Source organism: Secundilactobacillus yichangensis (genome assembly GCF_016861565.1).
Classification (GTDB): Bacteria; Bacillota; Bacilli; order Lactobacillales; family Lactobacillaceae; genus Secundilactobacillus; species Secundilactobacillus yichangensis.
The window spans coordinates 164,637-183,820 of sequence record NZ_BOLK01000002.1; the positions used below are offsets into that span (position 1 = coordinate 164,637).

Here is a 19,184-nt window from a genome sequence, read left to right on the forward strand (position 1 = left end):
AAGAAGAATCCTTAAATATTATATAGATTAGGTTATCGTTTGTAAACAATAAACTCTAAATTAGCTGGAACTTTTTTATGCACCCGTCATCTCTGACATGATTTGGGACAGTTGCCGTTGCCACCATTCAACGCTATACATTGTCGGTAAGGCTGCTGATTGTACCTGGTCTCCTTCAATTAAACGGGTGACCCAAGCCTTTACATCCGGAATGGCCCGATCAATGAATGGGTATAATAGCGTTACTTGTAAACCTAATTCATTTTGATACAGCTGCTGCGTCACGGGATCGTGGTCACCAATCATTTCCTGCAGCGTTCGTTCTAGTAGTCCAACCTTATCGAACTCTGCTAGTGACTTTAATTGATTACCGGTAATACCGTAATTCTTATTATCCAGCCAACGAAAATCAAAGCGCTCCGGTAATTTGAGCTTTTGCACCATTTCCAATAAGCTGACTCGAATAATTGGCTTAACAAATGGGTCAATCAACAATGCTTTTGTTGCAGTAACCCACTCTTCTAACGGCAACTCTTTGCCCTTTTCAAACGCTCGCTGCTGCTGGGTCAACGTTAACGCGCTCAACTGGTAAAAGGTCTGATAAGCCTTCTTAAATTCCGGCTTTTGGCGGGCAGCATCTTCCGCCTGCGAAATGAGCTGGTCAACCCGTTTAGGCAACTGCGGAACGGTCGCCGTTAAAATGTGGGCCATCAAGATTTGATGGTTAGCTAATAACACCTGTACCATCAAGATCACGTGCTGTCCATCCATTAAATAACTGTTCAAATTATCCATCATTACCGCATAGGCCATTTTATCCTGATGATTTTCAAACAGACTTTTCACCAGCAAGTGATTGATTTTCTCGCTTGGTGCCGATTGATATTCTTGCTCATAAAACTGAGCCGCTTGCCCCCACTTCTGGTTTTTAAACGCTTCGTTTGCCAGCTGCAAATTTCGATCCACACACATTCACCTCCGTTAAACGAAAATCCCGTACGTTTTCGTTTAAACATACGAGATTTATGAGCATTACTTTTCAGCTTGATGATTTTTTTGCGTAGCCTGCTTCTTATGCTTGCTCTTCGGCTTATGACGTCGCGGATCGACTTCCATAATAACTGGTAAGATCACTGGGTGACGTCGCGTCTGGTCAAATAAGTAATGATTGAGCTTCTCCCGAACGTCCTGTTTCAGATGCGTCCAGTCAAACTCCTTATTATCCAAGTTAGTCTGTACTGCTTTTTTAATGATCTCAGCACTTTCATGCATGAGATCTTTATTGGCTTTAACATAAACAAAGCCACGGGAAGTAATCTTAGGTTCACCGATAATTTGCTTCTTTTTATGATCGATAGTAATCACTGCGACAAAGATACCATCCTCGGAAAGTACTTTACGGTCTCTCAGAACAATATTACCGATGTCACCGACACCGATACCGTCGATCATCGTGTTGCCAACTTCAACACTGCCGCTAAGCACCATGTTCTTACCGTCGTAAACCAGCTGATCACCTTTAGCGGTCATGAAAATCTGATCGGTGGCCATACCAACCTCTTCTGCAGCCCGCTGATGAGCTGACATCAACCGGTATTCACCTTGAATTGGTACTAAGTACTTAGGATGCAAAATATTAATCAGTAATTGAAGGTCATGTTTGCTGGCATGTCCTGATGAATTTAAATCATCCGAAATGGATTTCACCTCGCCGCCAGCGCGGTAGATCATGTCACGGGTTTTAGCAACGTTAGTTTCCATTGCGTGAGATGGCGTGGTTGTAATAAAGACCAGATCGCCCTCTTCTATACTCAAACCCTTTTCCTGCTTATTAGCCATGCGCTGAAGAGCTTTGATAGGCTCACCCATTTTACCCGTTTGAATAATCACAGTTTGGTCAGCCGGCAATTTTTCAAGCTGATCTTCTGATACGAGTAAATCGTCCTCCGGTAAAACAAGCTTGTTTAACCGCATTGCCGTATCAACGATCTTTTCAATGTCTCGACCCGTTAAATAAACCTTACGGCCCGTTTTAGCAGCTGCATCGAAGACCTGCTGTAACCGTAAAATATTCGATCCAACACTAGCAACCACGATTCGGCCTTTAGCATAGTTGAACGTTTCAATCACGTTTTCGGCAATATCACGCTCACTAGCTGTTTCACTGGGATTTTCAGCATTAGCAGAATCGCTTAATAAAGCCAGTACCCCGTTGGTACCGATCTGGGCTAGCCGTGCATAGTCCGTTTGATAACCAGGTGCAGCAGTCTGGTCAAATTTAAAGTCACCGGTGTAAACCACGCTGCCAGCACTGGTATTCAGCACGATCCCCATTGATTCTGGAATTGAATGAGTGGTCTTAAAGAACGAAACTGTAACGTCGCCAAAATCAATTTCAGTCTGTGCATCCACCACGTGAAAGTCGTCGAAGTCCTTCACGTTTGGGTCAGACTGGCAATTTAATTTAGCCAGTTCAATGGTCATTTCAGAGCCAAATACCGGCACCTTAAATTCCTTCAGGAAATATGGCAGTGCACCAATCGCATCCGCGTGGCCGTGAGTCAAAAATACCCCGACAATACGGTCTTTGTTTTCTCGCAGATAACCGAAGTCTGGAATCACAATGTCAATTCCTAGCAGTTCGTTTTCCGGGTACTTTAATCCACAATCCAAAACATAGATGCTATCATTAACATCTACGATATACATGTTCTTGCCATTTTCGCGAACTCCGCCCAATGGCATAATCTTTACGTTTGCTTTATCCATAATTCACCTCAAAATATGTTGTTCTTACTTCGTCAAATCAATCAACTGCATAAACTCATTCGTTGATTATGAACGCTTACTTTTTTCCTAAACTCTAAAAATTTAGGCACGACTACAAACTGTTTACAGTTTATCACACTTAATTCAACTATGTAACAACCCAAACTAGCTCAGGTGAAAAAAGTCCTTTTCAGAATAACAAAAAAAGCCCTCCAAAAACGGAGAGCTCCAAATAATCAAAATTAACGACGCAGACCCAATGACTTGATCAAGTCACGGTAACGTTGAATATCAGTCTTACGTAAGTAAGCTAACAAGTTACGACGATGACCAATCTTCTTCATCAAACCACGTTGTGAATGGAAGTCCTTCTTGTGAACTTTCATATGGTTGTTCAATTCGTTAATGTCTGCTGTTAAGACAGCGATTTGAACTTCTGCTGAACCAGTGTCGCCATCGTGACGAGCATACTGCTTCATAATTTCGGTTTTCTTTTCTTGTGTAATAGCCATGAAAAAATTCCCACCTTTAATATTATTTGTCCACCCGTTACTGAGTTGTCGTGAGTGAGATCGCAATCAACTAAGTAAGGGCAATTTAAGAACCTTTGTTATTATATCCGTTATGTCACAGAATAACAAGGCTTTATGTGAAACCCCTTATCAAGTATTTTTACTTTACAATTAATGTAGAACTGTTGCAATCGTTGATTTTATTCTGTATAATGACATTCGTTGAATATTACAGAGCCGTCTGGCTTATGAGTGTGGAGGTGAATTCATTGCCAATTATCAAATCTGCGATTGAACGTGCAAAAACGAACGTTAAAGCTAACGAACGTAATTCTGCACAGCTTAGCAGTATGCGAACAGCCGTAAAGAAGTTTGAAAAAGCTGTTACGAATCACGACGATAACGCAGCTGAGTTATACAAAGCTGCTTCTAGCGCCGTTGACCGTGCTGCTTCAAAGGGTTTAATCAAAACTAATAAAGCTTCCCGCGACAAGTCACGTATGGCTGCTCGTTTAGCTAAAGCAAACGCCTAAATTAAACCAATATTAAAGGACCGATTCGATTATGAATCGGTCCTTTTTTGTTTTAAGCCACTTCATCTAAGTATTTCAGCATGAAGAGTTCAAAAAGCATGATTGGGTCACGACTGGTAGATTTCAGTGAGCGTTCGATTTGAATCAATCCAAGGTACGCGCGACGTAAATGTCCTAATTCAAGGTGACGCACACTTTGCATCGCAAGTTTAACCCGGTATGGATGGACCTTTAATGAGGACGCAATGCTCCCCTGACTATACCCGTTGCGCATTAAAATCTTGGTTTGGATCAGCAATCTAAACTGACTGACTAAAACGGCATTGATCCGCAACGGCTCTTCCTTTGTCAAAATCAACTGCCGGTAAAGGTTCAAAGCCGCCTCAATTCGCTTTCCCATCACGTCGTTGACCAAGTCAAAAACGTTTTGATCCAGAGACTTTGAAACAAGTTCCGCAACCACTGTTTTATCGATCTGCTGAGATTCCGCGGACGCCAATTTTAGTTTGGGCAACTCATTCATAATCAGGGACAAATCCGTTCCCGTCCGCTGAAGCAGAAGGTTTAACGCATCGGGCTCAATTTTAAACTGATCCTGTTCAAGATTCTGCTGAACCAAGGAACGAATCTGTCTCTCACCCACCGCCTCTAAGCTAATCACTTCGGCGGCTTTTTTGATTGTTTTAACAACCTTTTTACGACTGTCTAATTTCCCATTGGTCACAAAAAACACCACGATAGAAGTTGGCTCTGGATGCTCTAAATACTTCAGTAAGCCATCGATATCATGATCAATTTTATTGCCACGGTGATTTTCCGTAGTCAAAAAGTAGGCCCGCTCAATAAATACCAGCCGTTTTTCGCCAAAAAACGGTGCTGACATAGCATCGTCCAAGGCTTGAGCCAGAGGCGTCGATTCCATGTCGTAAGTAGCATAATTCATCGTTCGCTCAGCCTCTGGAATAACGTTCAAAAAAGCCTGCTTCAAACGCTGAGTCAGGTAGGGCTGATCACCGGTAATCAAATAAACCGGTTTTGTCGTGCCCTTCTTAAGCTGTGCCATTGTTGTTTCGTAGGTCACAATAACTCATTCCTCCTTCAAAAAGGTCTGCCAATGGCCACCGCCACTATTTGTGTAACGATAGCGAATCATTCCGTTTACCTGCGTGTTAAAGGTCGGAATATGATCAGCGCTTAGTGTAGCTAAGGTTTCTTGATTAGGATGACCATAACGATTGTTGCGACCGGCGGAAATGATTCCAATCTTCGGCTGCAGTTGTCTGATCACCTCTGGATCAGACGACGTTTTACTCCCGTGATGTCCTAATTTTAACATGTCCGTACGTAATGTTGGATAATGAGCCAAAATTTCCCGTTCACCCGCCCGGTCTAAATCACCGGTAAACATCCAATGCAAGCTATGAATTTGCCCTGCTAAAACCATGGAGTCTTCGTTAGTACCCATTCCTGCTTTAAAGGGGTGAACCACTGTAAACGGAGTGCCAGAAATTTGCTGACCCGCCCGCACTGGAATAATTTGCGTCTTGTTGATATAAGGTAAAATCCGTTTCATAAACTGGGGATTACCATTCATACCCAACGGGATATATAACCGTTTAACGTGCATCCCTTGCAGCACATCGCCAACGTCGCCAACGTGGTCAGCATCTTGATGTGACAGGCACAGATTATCGATCTGCGAAATTCCCTGACTCTTTAAGTAGTTGATACTGATACGCTGTGCACGGCTGCGACCACTCAACTTCTTACCGCTGAAATTGACCCGGCCACCGGTGTCTATCATCGTCACTTGTCGATTATATGGTGAACGGACTAGAAAACTGTCTCCCTGACCGATATCAAAGAAAGTAACTTCACCAGAAGGCGGAAAGTGAATCACCAGAAAGCTAGCCAGATATAATACGCCTAAGGCTATACCAACCCAGCGCTTAAACCGCTGCGTCATGAGCACTAACGTTAAAATAGTTAATGCACCAACTACCCATGCAGCAGGCTTGCCAAAAACAATCATGCCAGGTAAAGCATCAATGAGATTCAAACCTTGTGTGAAGAGCGTCAATAGCCATTCTGTTGCATTGGACAGCCAAGGCATCATCTGCCCGCCTATCCCAGCCACAAGCACCAACGGGAAAATACAGGCGCTAAATAAGGGCAGAATCAATAAGTTAACGAACATGGTTAAAACATGCCACTGATAAACGTGATACAAAATTAACGGTAAGCTTAGCAGATTTAGCATAAAAGTCGTTTTAAAAACGCCAAACTGCTTAGTGAATAACAGACCGAAAGCCAAACCAAAACTCAGTTGTCCGCCTAAGTGCATCAGCAAAGCTGGCTGAACAATTAGTCCCAGCAGCAAACTAATGCCCCAAGTCGTTAACCCTGTCAGCCGCCAGCCCAAAAGCTCTGCCAGGAGGCCTAAAATCACCACAGCAACCGCTCTTAACAGACCCACTTGAGAACCAGCAATAACGTAGTAGGTAGGCAGCAGCCCCAGTAAAAATAGCGAGATCGGTGTCTGGGTAAACCCTAAGCGACGGCAAAACCAACTGACAGTGGCCACGATCCAAACAATATGAAAACCAGAAATACTAAATAGATGGATTAACCCCAAATCAGTGACCGCACTTAGTGAGTCATAAAAATCAGTCGCTCGCCAACCTAAGAATAAACCCTGGACGTACAATCTTAGGGTCTTAGGTAGCGTCTGCGTATACTGAACTAGCCGTGCCCGTAATGCATGGCAAGCATTGAGCCACCAAGTAAATGGATTGGTTGCAGTCGCTTGTCCAATAGGTGTTATTCGATCAATTTTAACCGTGTTAAAAATTCCCTGATCAATTTGATACTGGCGAAAATCAAATTCGTTGGCATTTGTTGCTGGCTGAGGCCGCGAAATATCACCATGGATCAGCATCTTAGTCGTTTGGTTAATCCGTAGTCGCTCAAGCTGCGTTTGATCATCCGAAAAATATTGTCCCTGAATCGTTCGACCATCATCGGTATGGCCGCTTAACTGAATGCGGCCCTCTTCGACCCGTAATTCATCCGGGTGAACGGTTAGCTGCAACGAAGCTCCCGTTTGATCAGGCATGGTATTCATTTTTGCCCGCTGCTGGGTCTGCCAGAAAAGGCCACTAAAAATGAACAGCACCACGGCTGTCCACACTAAAAGCTGTCGATCGCGTAAACAGAGTATCCGCACGATCCAAATCAATGTCAAAATAACCGATAGCCAGGTTAGGCCAAAGAAACAGCCACTTAAACACCCGGCCAAAATAGCTAGCCAAATAAGCTTATGATTGATGTTCCTGCAGATAGGCATCAACTGAAGCACGTTCGATTGCTTCGGAATCCAGGGTCACTTGATCAAGTTCAACACCCTTCATCTTAATTAACGACATGGCGTACGGATCATTATGATAGTTATGGAGATACGAAATCTTCTTGATCCCAGCCTGTAAAAGCATCTTGGTACACTGCAAGCACGGAAAATCAGTCACGTAAATTTCAGCACCATCCGTTGCTTCACCAAATTTAGCACACTGTAAAATTGCGTTCATTTCAGCGTGAATGGTTCGCAGACAATGCCCATCTACCAAATAGCAGCCTTCATCGATACAGTGAACGTCGCCTGAAACTGAGCCGTTATAGCCACCCGCAATAATTCTGCGATCCCGGACGATCGTTGCACCAACTGAAAGCCGGTTACAGGTACTCCGACTCGCTAATAAGACTGACTGCATCATAAAATATTGATCCCAAGGAATTCTTTTATTAGCCATAAACGGCCGCCTCCATCATCTAATTGTCTGGTTAAGTATACCAAATTTTATTGGAACATGATATTCCTAAACAGTCAGTTGCGGTTTTAGCCGTTCTAACGTCTTGTCGCCGAAACCGTTCACGTTTTTAAGTTCATCAGCTGATTTGAAACCGCCATGTTCTTGCCGATAATCCAATATTTTCTGGGCTTTTTTCTCCCCCACACCGTCCAGTTGCTGCAGTCCATTTAAATCAGCAGTATTCAAATTGACCTGAGGTGCTTGGCTTTCAGAACTGGCACCGCCGCCAGTGGCAGAAGTACCGGCGGCAGATGCAGGCACCTGTTCACCGTGCTTTGGAATATAAACGACTTGCGAATCAGTCAATTTTTGAGCCAAATTAACCTGCTTTTCATCGGCATTACTAGCAAAACCACCAGCTAACTGAACGGCATCAATAACCCGCATCGATGATTCTACTTTCTTCATCCCAGGCTGTTTGACAGCACCCTTAACATCCACGTACATTGTTGTGTTCACGCTGGTCTGGCTAGTGGCCGTAACAGCATCAGATGAGCTCGCCATACCTGACTCTGACATCATCGACTGTGATGCAATCTCTGGCTGCGCACTAGAAACGGGCCGATTCCCAAATAATAAAAAGCTAACGGCAATCATGGTCGATAGACTGAGGCCAATAATCAGCCAAGTCTGACGGTTACTATTCTCTAGCAGTTCCCTTAACCTATCCACTTTTCTCCCTCCCTTCTTTCTAGAACTAACTACGGGAGAAAAATGAAGAACGTTCCAAAAAGCCAGCTGACTTTTTGAAACGTTCTTATTTAATGATGGGTATTCAGATAATGAACCGCTTGATTGAAGGTTGAAACCGGAACAACTTTCATGTGCGGTGCCACTTTTTTAGCCGTTTTTTTAGCTAATTGATAGTTTGTGACGTGCCCAGGCTCAAGCTGCAAAACGGCTTTAGTCGGCTTTAAATAAGGCGCAAAGAAGATGGTTGCACCAGCCTTTTTAGCAGCAACGACCTTTTTATCGATGCCCCCAATTTCACCCACCGTACCATCTGGATTAATGGTCCCGGTACCGGCGATATTTTGTCCATGTCGAATATTTTTATTCGTCAACTGACCGTATATCTGCAGACTGAACATTAAGCCACCAGAGGGCCCGCCAATTTGGCCGGGGTTCACTTTGACGTTGGGTTTAGTCTTGATTTTGACATTGTCAGTCAAAATAATGCCGATACCAGTTTTACCGCTGGATAATTTAATGAGGGGAGCCGTTGTGGTTTTCAGCTTACCATTATGCTGATACTGAACGCGCAGCTGATCACCGACAGATTTCTTGGCAATGTACTTTTGAAAGCCAAACGCATTTTCAAAGTGGTGACCATCCACTTTGGTGATGGTATCCCCCACTTTTAAGTGACGTTTGAACTGCGAATTTTTCTGCACGTCCATGACATAAATTCCTAAGTAATTCTTGGTCACTTTTTTATGGGCTGCTTTAACGGCCACGGCTTTGGCTTCGTTAATAGCACTTTGCATGTAAAAATCCTGCATTTTCACATATGTATCATTACTTTGACCACCCGTAACACTTTGGGCGCTCTCAATTGAAGAATACGGGGATACCTTAGCCATCAGGTAGGTCACGGGATGCGCTTGTGCTAACTTAACTGAAGTAATCATAAACTTGCCAGCATGCTTATCAGGGTGGTCCTTAATCTTAACAAATGATTTCAAGTTGTCAGCAGAACCAGGTGATTCGATGTATTGAGGCATTGGCCAAAAAAAGCCCACCAGAATCAAAATGGCTAAAACAATGCTGACGCCATACTGAAGAATTTTTTTTCGAGTTTGTTTTTTCATATTATTCTGACCTTTGCTTTTGATTTAAAGCTTCGGCAACAGTCGGCGGAACCAATTTAGAAACGTCACCTTTGAAATGAAGCACTTCTTTAAGTAACGACGAAGAAATAAAGGCGTACTTGGGGTTGGTCATTAGGAAAACTGATTCAATCGAAGCATCCAAATAATGGTTCATGCTAGCAATACCTGCTTCATAAGATAGGTCCCGTGAATCACGAATACCACGAATAATCACGTGGGCCCCCACTTTTTTTACAAATTTCACGGTTAGACCATCTTCCGCCTGAACGGTAACGTTTGGTAGATAGTCAACACTCTTTTGAATCAGGGCAACCCGTTCCTCAGGAGTAAATAACATATTTTTGCTAATATTGATGCCAACTACAACGATCACCTGGTCAAATAATTTACTGGCCCGTTCAATGATGTCTAAATGGCCTAAGGTAAGCGGATCGAAACTGCCCGGATAAACTGCTACTGTCATTGACTGGTGCCCCCCTGATAACGATAAACTGTAATTTTGGTAATGCCATAAGATTTTTCGACAATTCGGGTGCAATCACCAATTTCAGCTGGTAAATCAGCTTCTTGATTAGTTTCACACATAATCCGACAATCTGGGTTCAAGAGCTGACTGGCAATCAATTCATGAATCTCCTTAACGATCTTTTGTTCGCGATAAGGCGGATCAAAGTAAACCATGTCAAAACTCTGATGCTGTGTTTGAAGCTGCTTTAGCGCAATCTCAGCATCACGTTTAATCACCGTAAACTTGTCGGGTTCTTTGGTCACTGCAATATTTTGATCGATTGTTTTGATAGCTGCACCCTGTCGATCAATCAATACTGCGTGCTCAATTCCGCGCGACACACCTTCAATACTTAGGCCACCAGAACCGGCAAACAGGTCTAAGCTTCTCCCGCCATCAAAGTACGGCCCAAGAATATTGAAAACTGCTTCCTTCACTTTGTCTGTCGTGGGCCGAGTTTTCATCCCGGGCACCGCTCTTAACCGACGGCCCCCATACTCTCCTGCAACAACCCGCATTACTCTTCATCCTCCTCAAAATTAATTTGGTCGTCCTTGGCTTCGGGTTCACCAGATAATCCCAGTAAATCCATTAATTCATTGCGAGGAGACTCAATAATCCGTTTAACAAAGCGCAATTGTTTGAGACGGCTGATCGTTTCTTTAGCATCTTCTTCATTAACATAAATGATGGCGTACCGCATCCGCTTTGAGACATATTCAAGGTGTCCATAGCGCTTAAGTTGACGAACTTGACGCAGACTGGACACGTAAACAACTAAACTGGTTCGTGATTGAATATCCATGATTTTAACCCCGCTTTCTGCGTTCCTGTGCGCTGATATTTAACACAATTCCTAACGAAAGTGTCAGTGAAAACATACTTGACCCGCCGTAACTGATAAACGGAAATGTCACACCGGTAATCGGCAGCCAGCCAATCACCCCACCAACGTTAATAAACGCCTGTACAGCAAAGTAAGTGGCAACTCCGTAGCAAACCAGCGTATTAAACGAATCGTTTGATCGAATACCAATCCGGATAATCTGCCAAATGATAATCCCTAATAAAATCATAATAATCACAACACCGATCAGCCCAAGCTCTTCGCTGGTGATTGCCATGATGAAATCGGTGTTCGGTTCGGGTAAATACCCCCGCTTTTGAATGGAGTTACCCAGTCCAACACCAAATAACCCACCGTTGCTTAACGCATAATATGAATTAACAAGTTGCTGACCAGAACCGTTGGCATGCCCAAAAGGATCAACGAAAGCAACTAGCCGCGCGAGCTTATACGATTTAACTGTTCCTGATTCCGAAAGTTTTAGGGCGATGGGAAAAATAACCGCAACGATTGCAGCGGCAACCCCGCCTAAAATCCAATAACTTTTGACAAATGAATAACCGCTGCTTAAGCACATAATAAAGACAATGGTCGAAATGATCACGGCACTCCCCATATCTGGCTGAATAAAGACCAGTCCAATCAAGACAGCACTCATGATTACCGGGACCCACATGCTTCGCCACCAATGACCGTCGACAATATCTTCAGTCACATCCGCCATGGTCAACGCCCGCCCCATTAACAGAATCAGGACAACTTTAACAAATTCAGCGGGCTGAATGCTAAATGGACCGAGATGGAACCAGCCAGCCGCACCGTTAATCGTTTGACCGACAAACAATAAGCCAAGCAAGGCACCCGCCAAAGCAAGATACAGAATAAAAATAATCTTGCCGCTCTTTAAAAAATAGTACGGGATCATAAACATAAACAAAACGATGCACATGCCGATCAGCACGAAAAACAGTTGCTTAAATAAATAGCTGATTGGAGTCGATCCCATCTGTACCGCAACGTTAGAACTGGCTGAATAGACCATCACCACACCGATACCGCACAAAATCAGATAAGGGATGATTAGCCAATAATCTAAATCCTTTAATTTTTTAAAACTGAAGGCATCCTTCGTTTCCAATACCTTTGATAATAACCAATTTCGCATCTAAAAAATCCCCAAACTACTCCACTAAATTTCTTAAATAAACTCTCTTGATTATAGCATATTGGCCGGTTTTGTTGTAAATCCGTATCAAACCTTTAAAATTTAACGGATTAATAATATCAAAATCAACTGCAACAAAGATTATTCTCAAAACACGCTGAAAACACAAAAATCGCACTTCAAATTGAAGTGCGATTTCATTACCTTACTTTAAAACACTTAGTCATTACCGTGCTTTTTCCGCTTAGCTAATCCAAGTAAACTCATAATGCTCATCAAACCAATGCCTAATGCTGACCAAGCACCGGCAGTTTGTTCATTAGTTTGCGGCAACTTCTTCGTGCTACCTGACGAAGCGGTATAACTCTTTGCCGACTGTACAGTACCACTAGTCTGAGCCGACGTTGGTTGAACTAATTGTCCTGAAGCATCCGCCTTAACGTTCCCAGAACCGTTCGTTGCCATCCCGCCATTTGCTTGAGTGGCGGTTTGAACGTTATTTGATTCTGACTGGTTTGGCGTCCGGTCGTGATCAGTGGTCTTGCCGTTCGGCTGATTAGGTACGGATGTCCCGCCATCGGTTGTATTCTTCGTTTCCGGTGTGGTTGGCATTGGTGTCTCTGGTGTGGTTGGAGTCGGTGTTTCCGGCGTATTTGGTGGTGTTACCTGATTATCAGGTGGTGTTACCCCACCGCCATTATTCGGAATTACTGGATTTGGTGTGTAATAAACCGTGTCAGTGAGATTTTCACCGCTCTTGCCAGCAACTGGCTTTGGATACTGTCCGTCAACACTGGTATCGTCAGCAGTATAACCCGGAATAATCGGTGAAGTTACCTTGCTATAACCGCCTTGAGGTGTTGCGACACTTTCACCAGTCACCTCATCCGTCTCAACGTTCCAAGTCAGTGTCTGAACAGTTGGCTCGTGAACTGGCGTTGTGGTTCCCTGAATGTAATAATTGATCGTTCGAATTGTTGTGGTAGTGGTGTGAGCAATGCCGTGAACAAGGTGAATCGTTATCTTGTTCTGAGCCTCATCCGGCGAGAACTTATAATCAACATTACCCTTTTGATTCTTGCTCAGTTCATACCCGTTTGGCACGATCACATTAAACTGACCTGTCTGGTCAACAACACCATCTAGGGTAGTCCCTTCAACAACCTTGCCGTTTTCTACGTCGTCAACATACGTGACAATCATTTTTGCTGAATTTGGATTGTACGTAACCGTGACTGGTGTTAGTGCCTTGTTGGCAACATCAGTCTGGCCTACTACTGCTTGACCAACTGAAACTTGATCCGGCGTATAACCCGTAAGCGTACCTGACGTTACCGCATTAAGACCTTCGCCAGTTCCGGTAGTTGGCGTCCAATCACTATAGGTGATAGTGCCAGTAACCTCATCAACGGTTCCCGTTCGGGTGTAGTCCTGATGCTGGTTAACCGGATTGAACGCCTGGTCACCCTTGTGATGATCAGTGGTGTCATTGCCGTAAACGTAGTTGATTGTCCGGGTGATTGTTGCTTTCAACTGATTATTCTTCGGGTCATTCGTTGGCGTAATTGTCTTAGTGGCGTGCTTAATATAGACGTTATAGCTTTGGTCAGTTTTGCTGTCTTTATCAAAGAAACCACTGGCCGCACCATTATCCTGGCCGACCTTAACGTAATTTGCCGGCAACGTAATCGGATTGGTATAAACGCCATCCGTCGTACCATTCAAGGTTTGTTCGGCCGTTGTCACCTCATCACCATCAGTTGGTACCCAGCCTGACGTCTTCGTTGAGCCCGTGACATCAATATAGTGGATCTGAACTGCCTGAGCGTTCGGATTATACTTTACTGTAACTGGTGTCAATGCCTTGTTAGTCACATCTTTCAAATTAACTACTGCTTGCTCAACCGAAACTTGATCCGGTGTGTAGCCAGTAAGCGAATCTGAGGTGACCGCGCCAAGACCTTCACCGTCTCCGGTCGTTGGCGTCCATGCAGTGTACATAATATTACCTGTAACTTCATCAACAGTGCCCGTTCGAGTATAATCCTGATGTTGTTCAACTGGGCTGAATGCCTGATCACCCTTACGGTGGTCAACGGTGTCATTGCCGTAAACGTAGTAGATTGTCCGCGTAATGGTTGCTTTCAGCTGATCATTCTTCGGATCGTTCGTTGGCGTGATGGTCTTAGTCGCATGCTTGATGTAAACGTAGTAGCTTTGATCCGTCTTATCATCATTATCATACGTACCGCTGGATGCACCAGCATCGGCTGCAACCTGAACGTAATTTGTTGGTATCTTGATGGTATTCGTATAGGCCTCATCAGTTGTCCCGTTCAGTGTTTGCTCAGCAGTTGTTACTTCTGTGCCATTGTTTGCGGTCCAACCTGAAGTCAGTTTCGATTCAGTCACATCGATGTAGTGTATCGTCACTTTTTGTGGATTAGCGGTATATTTAACTGTCACTTTTTGGTCCGTTGGCTTGATAGTGACTGTCGAATTTTTAATTTTTGACACTGTTGACTGGTCTGGAGTATACCCCGCAACTACAGGTACCGTGACTTCTGCATAATCACCGCTAGGCGTATAAGTCGTCGTCTTAGAGACTTCATCCGTGGTTATTGCCCAAGTAATTGGCTGAGGTGTATCTCTTGGAGTCTTATTAGCCGGCAAACCAGTATAAGTGATTGTCCGCGTAGTTGTCATGCTACTCTGGTCAATTTTATGAGCCAGTTTGATGACAATGTTATCAGTATCATCAGTGGTTAATGTATATGGCACCATGTTAGCTTGACCCGTTGCCAGAACGTACCCATCTGGTACCGTTACGGTATATGACCCAATGTCATTGATACCACCCGAAATTGTTTCCGGTGTACCAACAGTTTTATTATTATCATCGGTATCAACGTAGGTAACCGTTAAATCAGCAGCATTGGTTAAGTCATATTGAACGATATCGCCATCAAAATAATATTGTGAAGTAGCACCAAATGCCGCAACCTTATTAGGTTTATCCGTCCCGTAATCACCATGATCTGAATTGACGATGGTCGTCTTCAGGCTGCCATCTGAATTTTTAACCCAGTAATAACCCTTTGAAATCAAAGTATTAATCAAAGCTTTATCGGTATCACTCAAACTGCTTTCAGCAGCGGTTAATTTATCCTCAGTTGAAGGGAAATCACTGGCATTTAATCTATCCGTATTATTAACGAGTGTTTTGCTTAAACTATCAAGCGGAATGTAGTGATCGCCAGTGGCGTCTTTGTAGTGAATTCGTGCATTGACCGTCGACTTACTGATGATGGTAATGGACGTAGCCTTATTGGTCACTGATGCAGCCGCTCCATTCTCATACAAAATCGTCTGTAAATAACCAATTTGCTTATCCGGGGACGTAATGTTATTAAAGTTGGCCGTGGTGCCAGTCAATTTAATTCGACCGGTAGCTGCATTGTTTGGTACTTTACCTACTTGAACAATTACCGACCGTATCGCTGACCAGTCACTCACTTGGTCAGCCGGTACGTATCCGGTAGTATCTACCGCCGTGCCCGTCTTACCGTAACGATTGGTGCTGTAAAGAACGGTTGATGTCAACGGATCACTACCAGTTCCTGCACTTGTTGTAAAGGTTGTTGGTACGGTAACAGCATTTGGCCCACTCAGCTGGAAGGTATAGGTTGAGCCCTGATCATCACCCGTTTCTGGCAGGTTAATAGCAACTGAAGCATCCTTAATTGCTGAGGCTGCATTCACTAGATTGGTATAGAAATCAAGCTCATTATTGCCATTGGCAACGGCCGTTCCAGCATTCTTAGGCATTTCATCTTGGTTGCCTTGAGCCATTGAAGCCACATACGTACCGGTGGCTGCGTCGATGGTCCAAAGAAATCGATTGCCTGCCATTGCTACCGCGTTAGCATCACCATCAACAAATGTCAGGTCGGCGTTAGGATTAGGATTGGTTTCACTCTTATCATTAGCAGGATCGCCAATTTTCGAATCTGTTGCCTTAGTCGTATTTGAAATAGGTGTAGTCGGCGAAGTCACATAGTAATATACGTAAGATTTACCCGGCAACGCATCAGCATCATTGCTTAAATGAATGACATCCTGAAATGTGTCATCGGTAAATACTGACAGTCCAGTGCCCGAAAAATCGACTTTAACACCGGTTTGCCCGTTGCTGGTTTGGTAATATGAAATTTTAGCGCCATTCGATACTGTATTGCCCGAAGCATCCCTTGCTTTCATATCTAAACTATAGATATTAGTTCCAAGGGGTAAAACAAAGTACAGCGTTGGCTGATAAATCAGGTCGATGGTTTGACCACTAGAGCCATTAGCGACAACACTAATATAACCACTATCTTGCTTACCTGGTGCAGTATTATCTGTACCGTCTTTCCAGCCCCAAGCGCCGACACGTCCCATAGGGCTAGAAACTGTCTCGTTCGCCCAAGAATCCATGCTATGTGTATCTTCTGGCATTTGAATATTGATATTAAACTTCAATCCATCACCGTTTTTAACGTTTGAACCATTTTCATATTTGGCATCAAGTTTACCCAATAAATGAATGTAATTGTCCTTGTGAGCAGCATCTAGATTACCTGGCTCAGTCCCCGTTGTCGCGCCCGGTGCTAGGTAGTTTGGCGTCAGTACGATTTGCTTTATTAGCGAAGTCGTGTTGCCTTTGGAAATGGTCCCGCCTGCGGCTACGGTTCCCGTTTCAGTCGTTCCATCTGCAAGTATTAAGGTGTACCCATATTCAGTTGTTCCAGGTAAGTAAGCGTTCCGATTGACGATTTCCTTTGGTACCACAACACCTGTAGCATCGACACCATCCGGAACCGTAATCGTCATTTTAGCATCGGTAACAGGTGTTGACGATGTAACACCAAACCCAAAACTGCTCAGATACAGTGGATCATTACTGGTATCTGTATCAAGCACTAATTTGTCTGTAGCCTTACTACTATTCCCAGCGGCGGTAACACTGCCAACGGCTGGCGCTACGCCATCACCCTTAGCTGCAAGTTTTTCAGTCCAAGGATTACTTGTTGCCGTTAACGTTTGACCATTAGGGATCTTTTGAGTGATCGTTGGATTTCCAGTGGCAGTTAAAGTCTGTACAGTATCAGTTAATTCGTTCGTGTACTTACCAGCAAGATAAAAACCATCCTTACCCACTGCAGTGTTTGCGGGTACTGTGATAATAATATTACCACTGCCAGCATCTTGTTTGATCGTCGCAGTTCCCGCTGCAAATCCATTCATAGTATCAGTCAACGCACTATCCAGAGTAAACCCTGTTGGTACCGGAATCGTAATGGTCGTGCCGTTTGTGTTCAATCTCGAATTGATACCGTCGCCTGAATCATCTTTGAGTCCTGTGGAATCGGTGACGTTAACCTTATACACGTAGTTCGTATTAGGAATAACGGCGTCTACTGAAAACGGATTGCCATCAGCATCTTTACTGGTTAGTGCCGGCAACACCCGCGTTGGGTTTGAAATTGCCACACTTGGCTTGATCGTTTGCGTTAACGTCAATGGGTCTACTGGACTGCCATTAAGTGTTGCCGTGACTTCACCATTAGTATCTTTACCAATTTGATCCGGAGTCAATTTAGGCAACTCCCCTGAATCTACTCCATTATCTACCTGTTTCAAGGTGATCTTTTGCGTAAAAATACCGCTTTGATTAAACGTATTAGTTACCGTATAGGTGCCATCAGTATTTTTCACGTACTGAGTAGTTCCAAAACTATCTTGCAATTTTTGAATACTGCTCCACTCTAAGTCGTCTAAGTTGGTGGGCACGGTGATAGTGACGGTATCTCCTGTATTAACTGTCATCTTAGCCGTGATCACGACATCACCAGCCTGCTGACCATATCCTACCTTGTTGGTCGAGGTAGTTAAGATCACCGTTGACTTTACATCACCTGCCACCGCTGCAAATTGCTGCGGCTTACCCGTCAGCGCGTATAACTGAGACGCAACCGTCTTCACCTGCGTTAAGTCTGCTTCACTTGGATCAACTAACAATGATTTTAACTGTGATTCAAGCTGAGCTACTTTAGCGGCATCAACCTTAGTAGCCACTGTATCCGTAGCTGCCGTCTTTGACTGGACGGCTGGTTGAATCTGTGCATTCGTTGTTTTAGCCCCAGTACTTGATTCCACCTTAGTCTTGCTAGTATTAGCTGAGTCATTTACAGCACTACCCGCTGCTTTAAAATCAGTTTCGGGAACCTCAGCCTGCTTGACTTTACTTGCTGAATCATCAAACCCGTTATTTCCGGGATTAGACTCAGAATCTTTTGTAGACTGATTCTGTTCTTGTACATCGTTCTTTAATTCTGCTTTCTGATCAGTTGACGTTGATGCCGCTATAGCTGTTGAATCTGTCTGCTTAGTTGCATCTGTACCATTTTTAGAAACCGGGTGATTAGAACTATTACTATCAGAAGCGGTTACATTTGTAGCCGATGACTCGGTTTTCTCTGCTGCACTATTAGTTGCTTGCTGTTTCGATGGTGTCAACGTAACAGTTTTAGTGGCCGTTGCTGCAGTAGCCGAAGTTGCTGTACTATCCGTTTGCGTATCCGGCGTGGTGGCAGTGCCTGTCGTCTCTGCATAACTCGTTGTGGCAGCACCTAGAAACATTGCTGCTCCCAACGATAAGCTAGCTAAACTGGCAAACACCCACCGTCTCCCAACTTTATACGCTTTATAATGTTCTTTAAGATTTGTGTGAATCATCTTAGTATGATTATTTTTTCCAACCATAAATTGTCTCCCCCTTAACAATACTTACACATGTTAAACGTCTCCTGGTTAATCAAGATTTCAATTATGTCTACCAGATAAACGTAACAATTTAAACTTAAATTCTTTCATAGGATCCCCACCCTTGAAATAAAATTTTTAAAAATCGCGAACTATTCAGATAATTATTCTGATCAAGTAGTTAATTTACGTCATTAACTACCCTACACACAGTCATTATAATTCGTTACCTATCATTTGTATACAAATTAATATTTCATTTTATTTACAAAATACCGTTTAAAACATTCTTTAAATAATGTTTTATTTATTAGGCAAGATCAGAAGCTTTGAAAATTCCCCCTTTAA

General features: G+C 43.6%; 14 protein-coding genes. 1 reads left to right on the forward strand and 13 read right to left on the reverse strand.

The window, feature by feature from the left end:
* Positions 1 to 75: 75 nt before the first annotated feature.
* From JUE95_RS02705 to rpsO, 3 genes are all read right to left on the reverse strand, one after another.
* Positions 76 to 966 (reverse strand): hypothetical protein, encoded by an 891-nt coding sequence (locus JUE95_RS02705; protein ID WP_203649008.1) that lies wholly within the window; start codon positions 964 to 966, stop codon positions 76 to 78.
* Between the two features lie 66 nt (positions 967 to 1,032).
* Entirely contained in the window at positions 1,033 to 2,769 is a 1,737-nt protein-coding gene (locus tag JUE95_RS02710) for a ribonuclease J (RefSeq protein ID WP_203649009.1), read from the reverse strand.
* Positions 2,770 to 3,011: 242 nt separating this feature from the next.
* Positions 3,012 to 3,281: a 30S ribosomal protein S15 gene (rpsO, locus tag JUE95_RS02715; RefSeq protein WP_203649011.1), complete on the reverse strand. Its 270-nt coding sequence runs from the start codon at positions 3,279 to 3,281 to the stop codon at positions 3,012 to 3,014.
* A 269-nt stretch (positions 3,282 to 3,550) separates the two neighbouring features.
* Between rpsO and rpsT the strand changes: the two genes are divergently transcribed.
* Positions 3,551 to 3,814, forward strand: a complete 264-nt coding sequence (rpsT, locus tag JUE95_RS02720; RefSeq protein ID WP_089088523.1) for a 30S ribosomal protein S20 — start codon at positions 3,551 to 3,553, stop codon at positions 3,812 to 3,814.
* Between the two features lie 52 nt (positions 3,815 to 3,866).
* Here rpsT and holA read toward each other — a convergent pair whose 3' ends face one another.
* The 10 genes from holA to JUE95_RS02770 all read right to left on the reverse strand — a co-directional run bounded on the left by holA (position 3,867) and on the right by JUE95_RS02770 (position 18,836).
* On the reverse strand, positions 3,867 to 4,895 hold the full coding sequence (gene holA / locus JUE95_RS02725) for a DNA polymerase III subunit delta (protein ID WP_373305659.1): 1,029 nt from the start codon (positions 4,893 to 4,895) through the stop codon (positions 3,867 to 3,869).
* A 6-nt stretch (positions 4,896 to 4,901) separates the two neighbouring features.
* The gene (locus JUE95_RS02730; RefSeq protein ID WP_235995122.1) at positions 4,902 to 7,160 is read right to left on the reverse strand and encodes a DNA internalization-related competence protein ComEC/Rec2; all 2,259 of its coding nucleotides are present in this window, start codon (positions 7,158 to 7,160) and stop codon (positions 4,902 to 4,904) included.
* Positions 7,132 to 7,620, reverse strand: coding sequence for a ComE operon protein 2 (locus tag JUE95_RS02735; RefSeq protein ID WP_203649014.1), 489 nt, complete (start codon positions 7,618 to 7,620; stop codon positions 7,132 to 7,134). The genes JUE95_RS02730 and JUE95_RS02735 overlap by 29 nt, the downstream gene beginning before the upstream one ends.
* Before the next feature lie 66 nt (positions 7,621 to 7,686).
* Positions 7,687 to 8,352: a helix-hairpin-helix domain-containing protein gene (locus JUE95_RS02740; RefSeq protein ID WP_203649016.1), complete on the reverse strand. Its 666-nt coding sequence runs from the start codon at positions 8,350 to 8,352 to the stop codon at positions 7,687 to 7,689.
* A gap of 89 nt (positions 8,353 to 8,441) precedes the next feature.
* Positions 8,442 to 9,491 carry a SepM family pheromone-processing serine protease gene (locus tag JUE95_RS02745; protein WP_203649017.1) on the reverse strand — a complete coding sequence of 350 codons (1,050 nt, stop codon included), beginning with the start codon at positions 9,489 to 9,491 and terminating at the stop codon, positions 8,442 to 8,444.
* Position 9,492: 1 nt separating this feature from the next.
* Positions 9,493 to 9,975: a pantetheine-phosphate adenylyltransferase gene (gene coaD / locus JUE95_RS02750; protein ID WP_203649019.1), complete on the reverse strand. Its 483-nt coding sequence runs from the start codon at positions 9,973 to 9,975 to the stop codon at positions 9,493 to 9,495.
* Positions 9,972 to 10,538, reverse strand: a complete 567-nt coding sequence (gene rsmD / locus JUE95_RS02755; RefSeq protein ID WP_203649021.1) for a 16S rRNA (guanine(966)-N(2))-methyltransferase RsmD — start codon at positions 10,536 to 10,538, stop codon at positions 9,972 to 9,974. Before rsmD ends, coaD begins: the two co-directional genes overlap by 4 nt.
* Complete coding sequence (locus JUE95_RS02760; protein WP_203649023.1) at positions 10,538 to 10,825, reverse strand: YlbG family protein; 288 nt, start codon at positions 10,823 to 10,825, stop codon at positions 10,538 to 10,540. Before JUE95_RS02760 ends, rsmD begins: the two co-directional genes overlap by 1 nt.
* A 4-nt stretch (positions 10,826 to 10,829) precedes the next feature.
* Positions 10,830 to 12,032: an FtsW/RodA/SpoVE family cell cycle protein gene (locus JUE95_RS02765; RefSeq protein ID WP_203649024.1), complete on the reverse strand. Its 1,203-nt coding sequence runs from the start codon at positions 12,030 to 12,032 to the stop codon at positions 10,830 to 10,832.
* A 219-nt stretch (positions 12,033 to 12,251) separates the two neighbouring features.
* Positions 12,252 to 18,836, reverse strand: coding sequence for a mucin-binding protein (locus JUE95_RS02770; RefSeq protein ID WP_203649025.1), 6,585 nt, complete (start codon positions 18,834 to 18,836; stop codon positions 12,252 to 12,254).
* Positions 18,837 to 19,184 lie beyond the last annotated feature (348 nt).